This window comes from Streptomyces sp. 2323.1 (genome assembly GCF_900221035.1).
Classification (GTDB): Bacteria; Actinomycetota; Actinomycetes; order Streptomycetales; family Streptomycetaceae; genus Streptomyces; species Streptomyces sioyaensis.
In genome coordinates, this window is record NZ_LT907981.1 from 8,066,654 (window position 1) to 8,083,371 (window position 16,718).

At 68.2% G+C, this 16,718-nt stretch carries 14 protein-coding genes and 2 pseudogenes; 4 read left to right on the forward strand and 12 right to left on the reverse strand.

Features of this window, described 5'->3' with window-relative positions; translation table 11 throughout:
• The first annotated feature begins 705 nt into the window (after positions 1 to 705).
• Positions 706 to 1,917 (forward strand): hypothetical protein, encoded by a 1,212-nt coding sequence (locus CPH93_RS34745; protein WP_093481371.1) that lies wholly within the window; start codon positions 706 to 708, stop codon positions 1,915 to 1,917.
• A 245-nt stretch (positions 1,918 to 2,162) separates the two neighbouring features.
• The gene (locus CPH93_RS36010; RefSeq protein ID WP_159395120.1) at positions 2,163 to 2,306 is read left to right on the forward strand and encodes a hypothetical protein; all 144 of its coding nucleotides are present in this window, start codon (positions 2,163 to 2,165) and stop codon (positions 2,304 to 2,306) included.
• A 296-nt stretch (positions 2,307 to 2,602) separates the two neighbouring features.
• Here the strand turns inward: CPH93_RS36010 and CPH93_RS34750 are convergent, their stop codons facing one another.
• Complete coding sequence (locus tag CPH93_RS34750; RefSeq protein ID WP_197708724.1) at positions 2,603 to 3,502, reverse strand: aminoglycoside phosphotransferase family protein; 900 nt, start codon at positions 3,500 to 3,502, stop codon at positions 2,603 to 2,605.
• 202 nt (positions 3,503 to 3,704) lie between these two features.
• Here CPH93_RS34750 and CPH93_RS34755 point away from each other — a divergent pair, with 202 nt between their 5' ends.
• Positions 3,705 to 4,052, forward strand: a complete 348-nt coding sequence (locus CPH93_RS34755) for an ASCH domain-containing protein (protein ID WP_096215147.1) — start codon at positions 3,705 to 3,707, stop codon at positions 4,050 to 4,052.
• Positions 4,053 to 4,094: 42 nt separating this feature from the next.
• Here the strand turns inward: CPH93_RS34755 and CPH93_RS37700 are convergent.
• The 5 genes and pseudogenes from CPH93_RS37700 to CPH93_RS34780 form a co-directional block, all read right to left on the reverse strand.
• Positions 4,095 to 4,199: pseudogene (locus CPH93_RS37700) on the reverse strand (integrase); the annotation flags it as partial.
• Positions 4,200 to 4,543: 344 nt separating this feature from the next.
• On the reverse strand, positions 4,544 to 5,095 hold the full coding sequence (locus CPH93_RS34765) for a DinB family protein (protein WP_173909938.1): 552 nt from the start codon (positions 5,093 to 5,095) through the stop codon (positions 4,544 to 4,546).
• A 134-nt stretch (positions 5,096 to 5,229) separates the two neighbouring features.
• A protein-coding gene (locus tag CPH93_RS34770) for an IS5 family transposase (RefSeq protein ID WP_231977508.1) occupies positions 5,230 to 6,041 on the reverse strand; the annotation gives its coding sequence in 2 pieces (ribosomal slippage) (positions 5,230 to 5,715 and positions 5,718 to 6,041; 810 coding nt in all).
• Between the two features lie 152 nt (positions 6,042 to 6,193).
• Positions 6,194 to 7,804 carry an alpha/beta hydrolase gene (locus CPH93_RS34775; RefSeq protein WP_231977087.1) on the reverse strand — a complete coding sequence of 537 codons (1,611 nt, stop codon included), beginning with the start codon at positions 7,802 to 7,804 and terminating at the stop codon, positions 6,194 to 6,196.
• Between the two features lie 351 nt (positions 7,805 to 8,155).
• A complete protein-coding gene (locus tag CPH93_RS34780; protein WP_096215152.1) occupies positions 8,156 to 8,692 on the reverse strand; it encodes an Lrp/AsnC family transcriptional regulator in 537 nt (178 codons plus the stop codon).
• 60 nt (positions 8,693 to 8,752) lie between these two features.
• Between CPH93_RS34780 and CPH93_RS34785 the strand changes: the two genes are divergently transcribed.
• Complete coding sequence (locus CPH93_RS34785) at positions 8,753 to 10,018, forward strand: trans-sulfuration enzyme family protein (RefSeq protein ID WP_231977088.1); 1,266 nt, start codon at positions 8,753 to 8,755, stop codon at positions 10,016 to 10,018.
• A 98-nt stretch (positions 10,019 to 10,116) separates the two neighbouring features.
• On the opposite strand, the pseudogene CPH93_RS34790 reads toward CPH93_RS34785, so the two are convergent.
• The 6 genes and pseudogenes from CPH93_RS34790 to CPH93_RS34815 form a co-directional block, all read right to left on the reverse strand.
• Positions 10,117 to 10,455, reverse strand: a pseudogene (locus CPH93_RS34790) (IS5 family transposase); the annotation flags it as partial.
• Positions 10,456 to 10,616: 161 nt separating this feature from the next.
• A complete protein-coding gene (locus tag CPH93_RS34795) occupies positions 10,617 to 11,798 on the reverse strand; it encodes a PP2C family protein-serine/threonine phosphatase (protein ID WP_096215154.1) in 1,182 nt (393 codons plus the stop codon).
• 268 nt (positions 11,799 to 12,066) lie between these two features.
• On the reverse strand, positions 12,067 to 13,086 hold the full coding sequence (locus tag CPH93_RS34800) for a ketoacyl-ACP synthase III family protein (RefSeq protein ID WP_096215155.1): 1,020 nt from the start codon (positions 13,084 to 13,086) through the stop codon (positions 12,067 to 12,069).
• Positions 13,083 to 13,736: an SRPBCC family protein gene (locus CPH93_RS34805; protein WP_096215156.1), complete on the reverse strand. Its 654-nt coding sequence runs from the start codon at positions 13,734 to 13,736 to the stop codon at positions 13,083 to 13,085. The genes CPH93_RS34800 and CPH93_RS34805 overlap by 4 nt, the downstream gene beginning before the upstream one ends.
• Positions 13,708 to 15,480, reverse strand: a complete 1,773-nt coding sequence (locus CPH93_RS34810) for a thiamine pyrophosphate-binding protein (protein WP_096215157.1) — start codon at positions 15,478 to 15,480, stop codon at positions 13,708 to 13,710. The genes CPH93_RS34805 and CPH93_RS34810 overlap by 29 nt, the downstream gene beginning before the upstream one ends.
• Positions 15,477 to 16,493: a GlxA family transcriptional regulator gene (locus tag CPH93_RS34815; protein ID WP_231977089.1), complete on the reverse strand. Its 1,017-nt coding sequence runs from the start codon at positions 16,491 to 16,493 to the stop codon at positions 15,477 to 15,479. Before CPH93_RS34815 ends, CPH93_RS34810 begins: the two co-directional genes overlap by 4 nt.
• Positions 16,494 to 16,718: the final 225 nt, after the last annotated feature.

Genomic DNA, 16,718 nt, shown 5'->3' on the forward strand with positions numbered 1-16,718 from the left:
GTACGGCCTTCCCTGCTCCGCGTCGGATCTCCTGCGTGCGGCCCGCTCGGCCGCCGGCAGAGCCCCGTAGCAGTGCTCGATCTTGCCCCACCGGTCGAAGCAGCCGGCCACGTCGGTCCCCCCTGGCCTGCGAACCGATCGCCCGGCCAAGGAAGAACCGTCCATGAGCAGCCCCACATCCGCTCCTGGCTGTTCGCGTGTGTCCATCGCACAGGGCTGGGACCGCAACGGTTGTTAGTGAGGCGTTACCGGTTCGCTAGCGATCTCCGTGAGAGTCATGTGCGTCCAAGGGCGTGGGTTGAGGGCCGCTGAGGTCTTCAGCTTTCTGCCCCGCACGTCGAACGGGGGAGCACGTAATGCAGAAGACGACGTCGGGCACCGACGGTCGCGCCAGGAAGGCCGCGAAGACGGAAAAGGGGCGGGGGCTGCGGGGCCCGTTCCTGGAGGCAGGGGTGCCGCCGGCAGTCTGCGGAGCGCCGACCACAAACATCGTGGCAGGCGTTCCAGGGACGGCTTCCGGCGAGGGAAAGCTCCCGGGGACCCTCCAATGACTTCGGAGCGTACGCAACCCGCGTCACTCCGTTGAGAATTCTCCTTCTCGGGGCCGAATCGGAACCCCAGCATCCGGCTCCCACTCTTTTCGGGTGACCCACTTCTCTGGGCGCCCCATTTACCAGAACGTCGAATGAATGCGATGGCACCGTTATGCGTGAATTCAGCCGCCGGGGGATATGTGGACTCGGGATAGGAGCGGCGGCCGCGCTCTCCGTCGCCGGCTGCTCATCCTCCGGATCGTCGGCCTCCGGCAAGGTCGGAACCGAGCCGGGAAAGACGGCGAAGAGCAAGCCCATTGGTGACGGCTCGACCAGCTACACCGGCAAGCAGCCGAAGCAGCCGCCCAAGCCGGAGCGGCTGAAGCCGGGACAGAAGCCGCCCCAGTTCGTGGTCTTCTCCTGGGACGGGGCGGGCGAGGTGGGAAACGGCCTCTTCCCGCGGTTCCGCAAGCTCGCCCGCGACCACAACGCCTCGATGACCTTCTTCCTTTCCGGGCTGTATCTGCTACCCGAGTCGAAGAAGCGCCTGTACCGGCCACCGAACAACCCCGTCGGCGCCTCCGCCATCGGCTACCTCACCGATGACCACATCAAGGAGACGCTGAAGAACGTGCGCGCGGCCTGGCTGGAAGGCCACGAGATAGGCACCCACTTCAACGGCCACTTCTGCGGCGACACGCCTGCCGACAAGGGGTCGGTCAAGCACTGGACCCCGGCCCAGTGGGACTCCGAGATCGAGCAGGCCATGGACTTCGTCACCAAATGGCGGACCAACACCGGCTTCACCGACCTCGAACCGCTCCCGTTCGACTACACCAAGGAACTGGTCGGCGGCCGTACACCGTGCCTGCTGGGCCAGGAAAACCTGCTGCCGACAGCGAAGAAGCGCGGCTGGCGGTACGACGCCAGTTCCCCCGGCGGCCTCCAGGTCTGGCCCACCAAGAAGCAGGGCCTGTGGGACTTCCCGCTCCAGACGATCCCGTTCGCCGGCCGCCCTCTCGGAGTCCTCTCGATGGACTACAACATGATGTTCAACCAGTCCCAGAACTCCACCAAGGGCCCGCCGGCCAACTACCCGGGCTGGCGCAAGCAGGCGACCGACGCCTACGTCGCCGGCTTCCAGCGGGCCTACGAGACCAACCGGGCGCCCTTCTTCGTCGGCAACCACTTCGAGCAGTGGAACGGCGGCATCTACATGGACGCCGTCGAGGAGACGATCAAGCACATCGGAGGCGGCAGGTACAAGGACGTCCGGATGGTCTCCTTCCGCCAGCTGTGCGACTGGCTCGATGCCCAGGACCCGCAGGTCCTCGCCAACCTGCGCCGGCTCAACGTCGGAGAGAAGTTCACCGGACGCGGCTGACAACCCGTATCGGGGTGCGGAAGCCCCCACGTAGGGGAGGGGAACCAGCTTTCCGCCGGCTCGGCCGTGGTGCCGGCTTCCGCTTGTGATCCCTGCGGCCGGTATCGCGCCCCGCCGCAGGGCTCGCCGTTCGTCTGCGGGTGACAGCACGAACGGCGTATGACGTACGACGTACTCACGGTGCTGTGCAGCCTGTGAGCTCTTCAGGCACGGAGCGCTCCTGATCAGAGCGCCTGGAGGGTTGCATGATGACCGAGCGCCGCTCGGGGAACAGGCTTGCCGCACTCGACGGACTGCGGCTGCTGGCCGCGTTGATGGTGGTGTTCTACCACTACGTCGCCCTCGCCCGGCCGTGGGGCCGTGCCACGGACACGAGCTCATCCACATGAACATCGGCATCACCCTCATCCACCACTACCGGGACCAGATCCCCGCCCCGGCCTTGGTGGCCTTGGTGACCGCGCTCATGCTGGCCACCGCCTGGCTCATCCACAGCCTCATCGAACGCCCCCTCGGAAAGCGACTCCGCACCACCCTGCGAGGAGGGGTCGACGATGTCCGCCGGCACGTCACACCGCACCGCAGACGCGTCCGGCGCACCGCACCGCACACACCGTCGCGGCGGCCGACGGTTGCGCTGCGAATGGCTGTGACCAGCTCGGTCCCCCACGCCACGTGGGATGCCTCAGCCTTCGGCAAGCACCGTCTGGATCACATGCCGGGCATTGCGCGTCATCACCTGGTTCGTCCTCCGGTAGTACGGCAGCGCGATCAGTGCCTGCGAAAGCGTCCGCCCCCGGCCGCGGATCCAGGTCGCGTCGTCCACACCCAGCGCCTCCCGGAAGGCTTCCCTCGCTGCGGCCGGCAGCAGATTCCACGCCGGGAACAGATCACACGCCGGATCACCCACCCCCAGGCACCCGAAGTCGATCACTGAGGTCAGCCTGCCACCTTCCACCAGCACGTTGCCCGGCATGAGATCGGCATGCAGCCACACCGGCGGGCCGTCCCAGCCCGGGGCCCGCAGCGTCTCCTCCCACACGGCGGCAGCGGCATCACAGTCGACGCCCTCCTGCGGGATCCCGCGCAGTTCCTCGATCGCTGCCCGGGTCGCCGCATCGAGCGAGGCAACCGGCCCGCCACGGTGGGCCTGCGGCGCCCCGGGCAAGCTGATGCTCCGCATCGCCGTCACGAATTCGGCCAGATCCTCGGCCAGCACGACCGGGTCGCTCAGCGCCCCCGCCTCGGGATTCTCTCCCGTGAGCCACCGGTACACCGACCACGGCCACGGATAACCCTCGGCGGGCTGCCCGGCTCCGAGCACCTCAGGGATGCGTGTGGGCAGGTGGGGCGCGAGCCGGGGCAGCCACGTTCGTTCCATCGATACGTCGCTGGCCCCGCCCTTCACGAGCGGAAGCCGTACGACCATGTCGTCGCCCAGCCGGTACATGGCGTTGACCGTGCCGCCGGACGGTAGCCGCTCCACCACCAGCCCCGCCCACTGCGGAAACTGACCGGCGATCAGCCGGTGTACAAGGTCCTCGTCGACGGGATACATCCCGGGATGCATGTGCCCTGTGCTCATGGCACGTCATCCGACCGCCGGACGCCGACGAGCGTCAAACGCTTTTCCGGCAGGCCCCCTGTCGCAACACGCCCTAGCCGGAACGGTTGGCGGCAGCACCCTCGCTAGTGCTGTGACCGGAAACGTTCACCGGCCCGAGGCCCGGGGCATCCACCGGATTGTGTGACACGGAGGGTTTGCTCGTTCCGTTAGGGTGCGCCGAATGGACGACAGCACTTCATGGCAGCACTCAACGGCGACTCAGACCCTGTACTTCCATCCTGACTATCTCGATGCAGTACGCGCCGAACAGAAGACGACCACGGTGCGTTTCCGTGACCCGGTGGAGACGGGCCCGGTGAGCCTGGTGTTCGAGTTGGACGACGAGGTGGCACTACCGGGAGTCGTCACGCAGGTCACTGCTAAGACGATTGCCCAGCTGAGCGAGTCGGACGCCCGAGCGGACGGTTTCCGTGATCTCGCCGAGCTTCACGACAGACTGCGGTTTCACTACCCCCAGATCGAGCCGACCGACACCATCGCCATCGTGCACTTCCGGTTGGCGAAATAAGTGAGTGACCTCAGGCATCGACTGGAGTGACTCCCCGCATGATCACGCCGCTTCGGGACGTGGGCGGCCCCAGCGCTGCTGACGCTCACTGCGGATGCGGGCACGTTCACGGCGCTGGGCGGCCAGGACGTCGGGGTGGCGGGCATTGTGACTGCACGCGGGTGCCGAACGGCGACGCGAACTTCTGCGCCACGAACAACCAGATTTTCCTCCGCGGCACTCTCGTGATCCGCGCAATCCAAACCCTCGGGGGTACTGCCCCTGAGGCGCAGCGCAGCAGACCGCACGGCCTGAAGCTCCCTGTCTCCGAACCTCCGGCCAGGCCCCGGACATGGCAGGCCCCGGCCGCCTTCCCGGCCGGGGCCTGCTTCCCACCGACCACCGAGGGGGCGCGGCGGTACGGCGGTTCCACGTGACGGTCCCCTGGCACCCCACGGCGTCAGGACGCGCCGCCACAGAGGCCGTGCCGGCCCGGAGTCGGCGAGGTTGGGTCATTGGGCCGATGCCGAGGGAGCGTCGGCGGAATCGCACTGGTCCCCGTTGTGGTGTTCCAGTTGGCGACGGATGTCGAGCAGGTGGTGGCGCAGCTCGTGCAGGGTGTGCACGGCGAGCCAGCACAGTGAACGTTCCTCCCGCTCGGGGTAGGGGTAAATCAGTGCGCGCTCCCAATCGGCGGGCGACAGTCGGTCCAGAACATTGGTGAACAGTAGCGCCGCGTCCTGGAGTTGGCGGGCGACGTCGGCGGGCTGCTGGTGGGCATATCCGTCGTGCTCGACCCGCTCGTCGCGTCCCATGGGCTCGGCAACCGGCGTATCGCAACGTCGCGCGGCCAGTACCCGTTCCCGCTGGGCGAGGAGCACATCGCGCATGTGGCAGGCGTACTCCAGAGGTGCCCACACGTGCGGCGCGGAGCGCCGCCGCAGTGCCGATGGTTCGGCTTGCAGCAGATCCGCGTATGTATCCGCGTGGCTTTTGACGAGCGCCGAGACTGTGGGAGCCAGGGCAAGGTCGTATTCGAAACCGCATTCCATGCAAGCCGTCATGCATTGACGTTAACAAGCACTTCCCTGCGGGCACGGTTGGTCCCCGTCCGGGGTGGACTGGCGTTGGGGCGAGTGGGGTGGTGTCCCGTATCTTGAAGAGCTGGCTGCGTCGGCGCCCTCCACCGCTACAACGGCTAACACAATGAGCCGAGTTGTCGATGGGTGATGAGACAGCAGGCGAGTTTGAGAAATGCCTCGTGGATGTCGGCCCTGCGTTCCCATCGGATGCGCAGCCGTCGGAAGCCGTGCGGCCACGCAAAACTCCTCTCCACGACCCAGCGGTAGGTGCCCAGCCCTGTGCCGTGCAAGGTGCCGCGGCGGGCGATCGCGGGGACGATGCCGCGAGCGCGGACCTGGTCGCGGTAGATGTCATGGTCGTAGCCGCGGTCGGCGAACAGTGAGTCCGGCTTGCGGCGGGGACGGCCGACCCGGCCGCGGACCGGTGGGATCGCGTCGAGCAGGGGCAGCAGCTGGGTGACCTCGTTGCGGTTGCCGCCGGTCAGCAGGGCCGCGAGCGGGATGCCGTGTCCGTCGGTGATCAGGTAATGCTTCGAGCCGGCTCGGCCCCGGTCGACCGGTGACGGGCCCGCGTGGTTCCCCCTTTTAGGGCCCTGACGTGGGAGGAGTCGACCACACAACGGGACCGGTCCAGCCGCACGGCCGCATTCTGCTCGGCCAGCAGGACCTCGTGGAGCCGGTGCCAGACTCCGGCTTCGTTCCAGTCCCGCAGCCGGCGCCAGCAGGTCATGCCCGAGCCGAAGCCCAGCTCTTTGGGCAGGTACTCCCACTGGATCCCGGTGTGCAGCACGTACAAGATTCCGCACAGCACCTCCCGGTCCGGCAACGGCTTGCGGCCCGGATACCGAAAGCGCCTCGCACGCTGCGGCAGCAGCGGTTCAAGGTGGTCCCACAGCTCATCCGGCACGATCCACGGCGACGTCCCCACACCGGATCGAACGCTCAACTACCGCTCTGGACAGGGCAGCCAGGACCGATCGACCTCATTGTGCGCAGCCACTACAAGCGCCGAGGCCGCAGCCGATAAAGCTGCGGCCTCGGCACCACACCACGCAGTTGCGGTGCTGAGCGCTGAATCTGTTACCGCGTGCCGTGGATCGCTTGGGGGTCGGTGGCCCGAAGAGCAGGCCCGGCCCTCGTAGCGGAGGGGGACGGGGTCACATAGACCGGGGTGGGGTCGGGTTCGGGGGCGCAGGTCTTGGCGATGAAGCCCTTGCCAGTGGGGAGGCTGCCGTCCCGCAGGTAGGCGGTGAAGGTGTCGTCCAGGCAGGCGTTGCCGTGGAAGAGGATCTCGTGGAAGCTGCCGCCGTTCTGGACGACCAGCTTGGAGCCGGGCAACGCCTTGTGCATCGCGACAGCGCCCGGGTACGGGGTGGCGGCGTCCTCCGTGGCCTGGAAGAGCAGGACGGGGGGCAAGCCCTTACCAGTGATCTTCAGCCGGCCGGAATGGTCGCCCTGGTAGGGCCAGAACATGCAGGCAGCGTTGTACCACATGTTGTTATAGGTGTAGAAGGGCGCGATGGCGTTGACCTTGGCCTGGTCCCTCTTCCAGAACTCCCAGTCGCGCGGCCAGTTGTTCTCGGTGCACTGGACCGCGTTGTACGCCGGGAACGTGCCGTCGTCAGCGCCCGGGGCTGCGTAGCGGTTGTAGGCGATGTTCAGCGGGCGGGTGTCGTTCTTGGTGAGGTAGGCCGACAGCACGGTCGCCATCTGCGGCCAGCGCAGGAAGTTGTAGCCGCCGCCGTAGAAGGTGTCCTCGAACTCGGCGGGGCCGATCTTGCCAGGGGCCGGGGCGGCGTCCACCGGATTGGTCCGCAGCACGGCTTCGACCTGGCGGTATTTCTTCTCGACGGCGGCCGCGTCGGTGCCGAGGTGGTAGACGGAGTCGGCCTTGGCGGTCCACGCCGCGAAGGCGTCGAATCGGCGCTGGTGCTCCTTGTCCTGCAGGATGTTGTGGTCGTACCAGTCGATGGTCGGGCCGACGATGCTGTCCAGCACCATCCGGCGCACATGCGAGGGGAAGAGCTGGCCGTATGTCGAGCCCAGCGAGGTGCCCCACGAGCCACCGTAGAAGTTGATCTTCTGGACGCCAAGCGCCCGACGAATGCTGTCCATGTCGCGCGCGTTGTCGACGGTGGTCATGTGCGGCAGGAACCAGCTCCAGTTCGCGGCGCAGTCGGCGGCGTACTTGGCCGCCTTCTCCAGCCACACCTTCGAGGTGCCTTGGCTGACTTGATAGTCCGGCCGCTCGCCGTCGAAGTAGTGCGGGTCGCAGGTGACGTGTGGGGTGCTGGCGTTGGTGCCGCGAGGGTCGAAGCCGATCCAGTCGTAGGTCGAGGCGACGTCGTGCGGGATCTTTCCGGAGATGTAGCCGGGCATCCACAGACCCGAGTCGCCGGGACCGCCGGGGTTCAGCAGGATCGGGCCCTGCTGCTTGTCCTTGGGGGCGGTGGCCGGGAGCCGGTTCACCTTGATCTTGATCTTGGTTCCGTTTGGATGCGCATAGCTCAGCGGCACTTCGAGCATGGCGCACTGCAGCGCGGGGGTCGTCGTGTCGTGGCAGGAGCTCCAGGCGAGCTTCCTTTCACCGACGCCCTCGGGTGCTGACCGGGAGGTAGAGGCAGGCGTAACACCCGCTGTCATTCCGCCGATTGCGGCGACGGCCGCTATCAAGGCTGTGACTCTTCTCATGGAGGAATTATGTGACATGTACAATGTCACACTTGCGGGATGGGTCGTGCGTTACTGAACTGTGACCATGGCGAGGTCGGGTCACCAGGGCCTGTTGCGAAAGTGGATCAAGGGCAGTCGCCGGGCGGCTCACAGCCCCCGGATGGCTTCTCTGAGATCGGAGCCGTAGTCGGCCCAACACACTACTGACCCGTCGGCTTCGAGCAGCCCCATAAACCAGTCTCCGCCCGTTCTCGCGAGGCACAGGTCATGGAAGGACCATGCCGCTGCTTGTACTCGTCCTTGTCGAATTTCGGCGGGCGGCCGCCACTGAAGCCGAGCTTGTGGCTCCGGCTTGGACCGGTATACGCATCAGGCCCCGGGGTTCCCGGGGGCCTGATGGTCGAAGGTGGTCGTGGGGGCGGGAGCGCCGTCGGGCCGGGGCGGCAGAAGCGGGCCGCAGTCCCATTGCTGGAAGATCAACCGGGTCTCGACGCGCGCCACTTCGGGCCGTGAGGTGAACCCGTCGAGGACCAGCCGCTGAAGATCCCCCATGTCCGCGACCGCGACATGGACGAGATAGTCGTCGGGCCCGGTCAGATGGAAGACCGTAATGGACTCCGGCAGCGCCCGGATCCGCTCCACGAACGGCCCCACCAACTCCCGCCGATGCGGCCTGACCTGCACGGACAGCAGTGCCTCCAGGCCTCGGCCCAGCTTCGCGGGGTCCAGCCGCAGCTGATGGCCGAGAATCACTCCCGAGCGGCGCAGCCTGGTCACCCGGTCCAAGCAGGTCGAAGGCGCGACACCGACCTGCGCGGCGAGATCGCGGTACGTCATCCGTGCGTCGTTCTGCAGCAGCCGTAGCAGATGGAGGTCCACCGGATCCAGTACGACAGAATCGGTCATATGTCGAACGTAGCACGGGGTCCGGCGCTCCGATCCCGCTCAGTGTTCAGAATCCTGCGCATGGACTCCGGCAGCTTTGACGCATATGACGTACCGGCCGACCCGCAGGGAACCGGCCAATCTCCCGACGGCACCGGTCGTCGTGTCCCGGGCGTGCCCGCACCCCGGGCGCTCGCCACCGAGGCGGTGCACGCCGGGCGGGACGACCTCGCGCGGCAGGGGGTGCACGCCCCGCCGATCGACCTGTCCACGACGTACCCCTCGTACGACAGCCGGGGCGAGGCCGCCCGGATAGACGCCTTCGCGGACGACGGTGCCGAACCGGAGGGCCTGCCCGTCTACGGCCGCCTCGGCAACCCGACCGTCGCCCGCTTCGAGACCGCCCTCGCGCGTCTTGAGGGCACCGAGAGCGCGGTTGCGTTCGCCACCGGGATGGCCGCGCTGAGCGCCGTGCTGCTCGTACGCAACGCGATGGGCCTGCGCCATGTCGTCGCCGTACGACCGCTGTACGGATGCAGCGATCACCTGCTCACCGCAGGGCTGCTGGGCTCCGAGGTGACCTGGGTCGACCCGGCGGGCATCGCGGACGCGCTGCGCCCCGACACCGGCCTGGTGATGGTCGAAAGCCCGGCCAACCCGACCCTCGCCGAACTCGATCTGAAAGCCCTCGCGCACGCCTGCGGCTCCGTCCCGCTGCTCGCCGACAACACCTTCGCCACCCCCGTGCTGCAACGCCCCGTCGAGCAGGGAGCCCGTCTCGTCCTGCACAGCGCCACCAAATACCTGGGCGGCCACGGAGACGTCATGGGCGGCGTGGTGGCCTGCGACGAGGAGTTCGCCGGGCGGCTGCGCCAGGTGCGGTTCGCCACGGGCGGAGTGCTGCATCCGCTCGCGGGCTATCTGCTGCTCCGTGGTCTGTCGACGCTGCCCGTACGGGTCCGAGCCGCGTCCTCGAACGCGGCGGAGCTGGCCGGCCGGCTCGCCGCCGACCCGCGCGTCACCCGCGTCCACTACCCGCGCATCGGAGGCGCCATGGTCGCCTTCGAGGTAGCCGGCGACCCCCACGACGTCATCGCGGGCGTCCGACTGATCACCCCGGCCGTGAGCCTCGGCAGCGTCGACACCCTCATCCAGCACCCCGCGTCCATCAGCCACCGCATCGTGGACGCCGACGACCGCCGCGGCGCGGGAGTCAGCGACCGGCTGCTGCGGCTCTCGGTGGGGTTGGAGGACGCGGAGGACCTGTGGGCCGACCTCGACCGGGCGTTGGGGACGGAGCCGGGGCCGGGCGGGGTCCTCCGGGAAGCGGCGGTCGCGAACAGGTAGCACCGCAGACGACGACCGGCCCGGCCGATACGGCCGGGCCGGCCGTCGTCCTGTGCGGTCGGGACCTAGGCACTGTTTCTCGGATTCACGGGCGAAGCTTTCCTTGCGCCGCCGGCGTGCTGGTGGGCCCGCACCGCTGTCGAGTCCACCGACACATCCCAGTCGATCCCGCCCGCCGCGTCCTCGGCTGCCTGGACGCAAGACAGCAGCAACTTCCACGTCCCATCCCCTGACCAGCGACGATGCCGCTTATAGACCGTCTCCCACGGCCTGAACCGCTCCGGTAGATCACGCCACTGCACACCCGTCCGGACGCGGTACAGCACCCCGTTGATCACCCGCCGGTGATCACTCCACCGGCCACCACGCCCACCGCCACGCGGTAAGAACGGCTCCAGCCGACCCCACTCCGCATTCGTCAGATCCCCATGGCCCATACAGCCGGCCTGACCCCAACACCCCGTCCACGTCAGGAGATCCAAGAAACAGTGCCTGTACTCCAGCAGCGTTTCGCGTAAAGCTACGCCTCCCACACACGGTGGTGCCTCGGATCGCCTCCACTCAGGCGCTGTCGCACGTCACCCGGTAGGGCCGGCTCTCAATCCTGTTGCCCACGTGGCTCTCCTTCACGCTGGCGTGCACACGTGCCGTCTTCTTCGTTGAGCCGCTCGACAAGGAGCATGGCGGCGTCATCCGCTAGGTGGCCCTGGGAGTGCTGGAGCAATGCCGGGTGCAGCTGCTCCAGGAACTCCTGGGGGGTAACGGCGTTCACGGCCTCCATGGCCTTGGCAAGGTCGAAAAAGTCGTTGTCGCGGTTCCGGGCCTCGATGACGCCGTCGGTGTGCAGCAGCAGGCGGTCGCCGGGGGCGAACGGGTAGCTCTCCGCCTCCGGAGGAGGACCGGTGATGAGGTCTTCCAGCCCGAGGGGCGGCAGCGGTGTGGTGGGCATGAGGGGATGGGCCTTGCCGTGGTGCAGCACCAGCGGGGGTGGGTGGCCGCGGTTGACCAGCTGGACTTCAGGGGTGTCCGCTGACAGCTGGGCCACAAGCGCAGTGACGAAGCCTTCCATCTGGACTTCCTGATCAACGCCGGGCATGGCGCGCTGGCGTTGCAGGGCGGAGGCGCAGTGGTTCATGACCTCCGCAGGGTCGTCCTCGTAGTGCACGGACTCCCGGAAGGCACCCAGTACGGCGGCAGCGGCACGCACAGCGGGCAGTCCCTTGCCCCGGACGTCCCCCACGAGCATCCGGACCCCGTACCGGGTCTGCACGGCCTCGTACAGATCACCGCCGATCTGCGCCCCGGCCTCGGCGGCGAGGTACATGCCGGCCGCCCGTACGGGCCCCAGCCGGGCGGGTACCGGCGGCAGCAGGACCTCCTGTGCGGCCACGGCGATCCTCCGGACCTGGTCGAGCTCGGTCTGCCTCTGCCTGCGCACAGCGTTACTCGTCACGACGCTCGCCACCGAGACCACGAGAAGCCCCAGGAGGTTGCTGTAGCCCTGCATGCCACCCCACGCGTCGTGAAGGGTGGTGGTGGTGATGCTGACAGTCAGGGCACCAGCTGCGGCCGAGAGCGTACCTTTGGGGCCCATCGTTAGCGCGGCCAGCGCCGGCATCGCGGTGAGTAGCGGGCCCGTATACAGAAAGTGCGCGGGCGAGAGTTCGATGCCCAGGCCGACCAGGATGATCGTGAAGGGTACACACTGCGCGAGTCTGAAGAGGATCCGGCTATGACCAGCCACTTCAGGCCGAAGAGACGAGCGGAAGCGCGACCGCATGTGTAAAGCCTGCCTCGCTGAAGAGCAGCGGTCCACCTGTCGCCCATTGAGGATGACCCGGCCCAGTGCAGGTGGCACCCGCGAAACTTCAAAGCCCCGCTGCCGACGATGGCAGCGGGGCTTTCACGCTTGTAGCGTCGTATGGCCCGGCCGGTCGTGCGGTCCAGGTGTGCCCAGGTGTGCCGTCCGGAGTTGCATCTGCCTCGCGAGGCAGCGTGGATACGGGCTCTTGTCGGGGGCAAGGGTGCAGTACGGCGATGTCCACCGCTCAGTTCCGTCCACCGTGCCAGCGGACGGCGACGGCACCGGCGAAGTCGCCCGCGTGGGCGAATCCTCCGAGCACCACCAGGTCGCCGTCCTCGACCTGCCGGGAGCTGATCGCGTGGTCCAGGGTGATCGGGATCGCCGCCCCGAACAGATTCCCGTACTCGTCGAAGGTGTTCAGGTGCCGTTCGTCCGGTAGTTGCAGTGCCTCCCGCCAGTTCCGTAGAAAGGTGCGGTTGGGCTGGTTGGTGATGAGGACGTCGATGTCGGTGGTCGCCACGCCGAGCCGTCGGCACAGGTTCGTGACCACCTCGGGAACGAGGCGGTTCCCGCGTGCCAGGACCTTGGCGACGCCGGCGTCGGTGAACCCGATCCGCAGCTGGGACTCTCCCGGTTCCCAGTACTTGCGGCCGTCGTCGACCGCTATGGTCATGTCCCCGGCGTAACTGCCGATGTGCCGGGTCTCCACGTCGAGGACCGGTGCGTCGGACGACGTCGTCACATACCCCACACCGCAGCCGTCTCCCGGGATCGCGGCCTGAGCGAGCCGGCGCACCTGGGACTGGGCGAACCACTGACCCGCGGCGCTTTGGGCATTGCAGATCAGGGCGCTCCTCGCATCGGTGGTGGTGAGGATCTGCCGGGCCAGCTTCAGCATGTACACGAAGGAGGCGCAGCCCGCGTTGGCCACGTCGACGAGCCACTCCGGGTTCAGGCCAAGGCGGCGCGCCACCTCGGTGCCGGCGCCCACGAACGGCAGGTCCGGCAACTGGCTGTGCACCAACAGCACGTCGACGCCTCGGATCTCTTTCTTGCCGTGCCGTTCGATCAGAGGCTGTACGGCGCGTTCGACCATGTCCGCGTTCGTCTCGTCCGAGGCCACGTGGTGCCGTAACGGCGGGACCTTGAACATGGGGTGGTCACGTAGCTTGTCCTCGGCTCCGGGGTACTCGGTGTAGAACTCCGCGGGCACCGGTTCGCCGGGAAGGTAGCTCGCGACGTCGGTGAGGCTGACCGTCGTCACTGTGCCACCGCCCTTGACGGAGCCACGCTGACCGGCAGGCCGTTACGGTGGCGGTGTTCCAGGATCGCCTTGAGGTTGTTCATCTCCACCGTGTGCCCCGCGTAGAAGAGGTCCCAGTAGTCGCCCACCCAGGGCCGTTCCGGGCGGGGCGCCTTCTCGGGATGTGGGTTGGTGTCGTAGTAGGGGTGGCGGCAGTTGGTCCAGGTGATCACCGAACCGGGCGCGTCCAGCACCAGCCGGGCCGGAACGACGCGCATCAGGTAGATCATCCACAGCTTCTCGCCCTGGTCCCACGAGCAGTGGTAGTCCACGGTCATGGCCTCGGGGTTGGCGACCACCTCGCAGTAGATCCTGGTGTCGTCCTCGAGCCGGTCGTGACCGACCCACAGCCCCGGTGTGCCGGAGGGCGCGAAGTCCCGCAGGCTGCAGGTCCACTCCTGAAGGTGGTGCCCCTGACGCAGGTAGTCGTAGGCCGCCTCCGGGGGGCAGTCGACGTACTCGTGGATGGTGCAGTACCGCCCGTAGACCTGATGGTGGGGGTAGACGGCGTGGGTGAGTTCCATGCAGTGGGCGGTCAGTTCCTCCTTGCCGGCGTTCTCGATCCGTAGCAGACCGGGGATGTCAGCCAACGTGGACGACTCCTGGCTCATCCGAACCCTCCTTGTTCTCGCTGCCGTTGGTGCTCTCGGTGATGTCGGTGAAGGACTGGAAGGGAAGGAACGGCGGGATCTCCCGCGGGTCGCAGTCCACTGCGACGAACGCGGGGCCGCCGCCCGCATTGCCGCGCAGCAGCGCCGTGCGCAGCTGTGCCGCATCGCCGGCCCCTGTGGCATCCAGGAAAGGGAAGGCGGCGCCCACTCCGGCGGCGAGGTCGGTCCGGGCGAACAGGTCGTCGTCGCGGACGCCGCCCTGAAAGAACTCCTCGCGCAGCGCGCACATGGCGTGGGCGTTGTTGTTGAAGATCACGAAGGTCACGGGCGCGGCGTACTCCACGGCGGTGTGCACTTCCATCCCGTGCATGAAGAAGGCCCCGTCTCCGGCGAGGACGTAGGTGCGTCGGCCGGTGGCGAGCGCGGCGCCGATGCCGGCACCGAAGGTGTAGCCCATGCCACCCATGCCGACCGCCACTACGAAGCGGCCGCGGCGCGGCGCCGGGAGCAGATGGATGGCGCTGGCCCCCGCGTTGCCGGCGTCCACGAAGACGTGTGCGTCCTGGGGGAGCGCCGCTTCCACCGCGGCGACCGCCTGAAGGTAGGGGATGGTTCGCCCACGGGCCTGGGAAAGCCGGCTCGGCATGGGGGCGGGAAGGGGACCGGCGTGCGGCGGACAGGGACGTGGGCCGGGCGGCAGGCGGGCGGTCACCGCGCGCAGCGCGTCCCGCAGGTCCCCGCCCAGCGCGGTTCCTGCCACGAACGGCGGTTCGGGGCCGAGGCAGACGACGTCGGTGGTGGCCAGGGCTCGGTCGAGGCCGCCGCGTGCCAGGAGCGGCAGCCGGGTACCGACCAGCAGGCATACGTCGGCCCGCCGTAGACAGTCTTCGACGTTGGTGTGGCCCATCACCCCGGCTACGCCTGCGAATCGGGGATCATGGTTGTCGAAGACGTCCTTGGCGTCCGGGGTGACCGCGACCCACGCCCCGAGGCGCCGGGCCAGTTCGGCCAGCTCCGTACGCGCGTGCGCGGCGGCGAGACCCTCGCCGGCGATCATGAGGACGCGGCCGGCCTTGCGAAGGGTGTCCGACACGGTGATGAGGGCGGCTGCGTCGAGCCGCGCCGCCGATGCCGTCGGCGCTGACACGCATGGTGTCGGGGCCGCGCCACGGACGGGCACCCGGATCCGTGCCTGCTGCACGTCCTTGGGTAGCAACAGTACGGCCGGCCCGCGCGGATCGGCCTGGGCCGCCGCCACTGCCCGGGGCAGCAACTGCACGAGCGAGTCCGCGTCATCCACCCGGGCGCAGAACCGGGAGACGGGGTCGAAAACCTCCCGAGCGTCGAAGGAGCCCGCCTTGCCGCTGGAGTCCTGGAACGCCCCCCGGCCATCCTGACCGGTCGGCGGCTGGCCCACCAGCGCCAGCACGGGCACCCGCGAGGCATGGGCCTCCGCCAGGCCCGGTACGAGATTCATCGCCCCACCGCCCGAGGTGGCGGCAACGACGCCGATGCGCCCGGTGGTGCGTGCGTATCCGTCGGCCATGGTGACGGCGGAGAACTCGTGTTTGGCGACGACGCCGCGGACGGTGCCGCAGCGGTGCACGGCGTCATACAGGTCCTCGATGTTCGCGCCGCCGACGCCGAATACGTGGCTGACGCCGGCCCTGGCGAGTTCCGCGACCAGATGGTCGACCAGGCGTACCGTTTCCGCGTCGCGCAGGTCCGAGGTCGTGCTGGTCATACGGGGCTCCTGTCCCTCTCGTGGTGCCGGTCGACGAGGCCGGCCGGCGAGATGACCTGAAAGCGGTGCCGGTATTCCCTGGGGGTGAGTCCCAGGGTTCGCGCGAAGGAGCGGAAGAAGGTCTCGGGGGCGGCGAATCCGCAGCGGCCGGCGATCTGGCCGATCGTCAGTTCGGTGGTCTCCAGCAGTTCGCGTGCGTGGGCGATACGCGTCCGCTCGACGTACTGGCCGGGGGTCGTGCCCACCTCGCGGCGGAAGACGCGGGCGAAGTTGCGCTCACTCATGTTGGCCTGCCGGGCGATCTCGGCCACGGTCAGCGGGTTGTGCAGGTTGCCCAGAATCCACTCCTGCGCTGCCCTGATCGGCGGATGATCGGCCAACTGGGCGTCGAGGACTGCGCTGTACTGGGACTGCCCTCCGTGCCGTTTGAGGAACAGCACCAGAAACCGTGCCGTCTCCAGCGCGAGGGCCGCACCGTGATCGGCCTCCACCAGAGCCAGCGCCATGTCGATGCCTGTCGACACGCCTGCGGAGGTCACGAAGGGGCCGTCCCAGACGAAGATCGGCTCGGCGTCCACCGTCACCTCCGGATAGCGGCACGCCATCGCTTCGCTGTACGCCCAGTGGGTGGTGGCGCGTCTGCCGTCGAGGAGGCCCGCCTCGGCCAGCAGAAAGGATCCGCCGCACACGGAGGCGACTCTGCGCGACCGGGCCGCCGCCCCGCCGATCCAGGAGATCAGCCCCCGGTCCCGCAGTGCGTCGTGGAGACTCCAGCCGCCCGGCACGAGGAGCGTGTCGATCGGCCCCTGTCCCGCCTCCAGGGGTTCGGCTGCCACCACCACTCCTGAACTCGTGCGCACCAGCGGTGCGTCGGCGGAGACGAAGTCGACACGGTAGGGGGCGCCCGACGGGTCGAGGAGCCGGTTGGCGGTATCGAACACTTCAATCGGTCCGGTGATGTCCAGGGCCATCGCCCCCGCGTACACCACCACAACAACACGTCGCTCCAACACGGTCACAGCCTGTATCGATCATCGCACTGGCTGCAATGACATATTACTGACGTATCCAGCCAACAAGCGGTCGGTGGGCGGGGGAGAGGGGCGCTGGCCAGGCAGTTCGTGTGTCCGAGCGGCCAGCGGTGAGTGACGCAGCTCACAGGGCGTCGGTGCAGTGGTGCGCCGAACCAACTCCCTTGCCTTCGGAGCACGTCCGGCTTCGAGGGTCACCTCACCGCG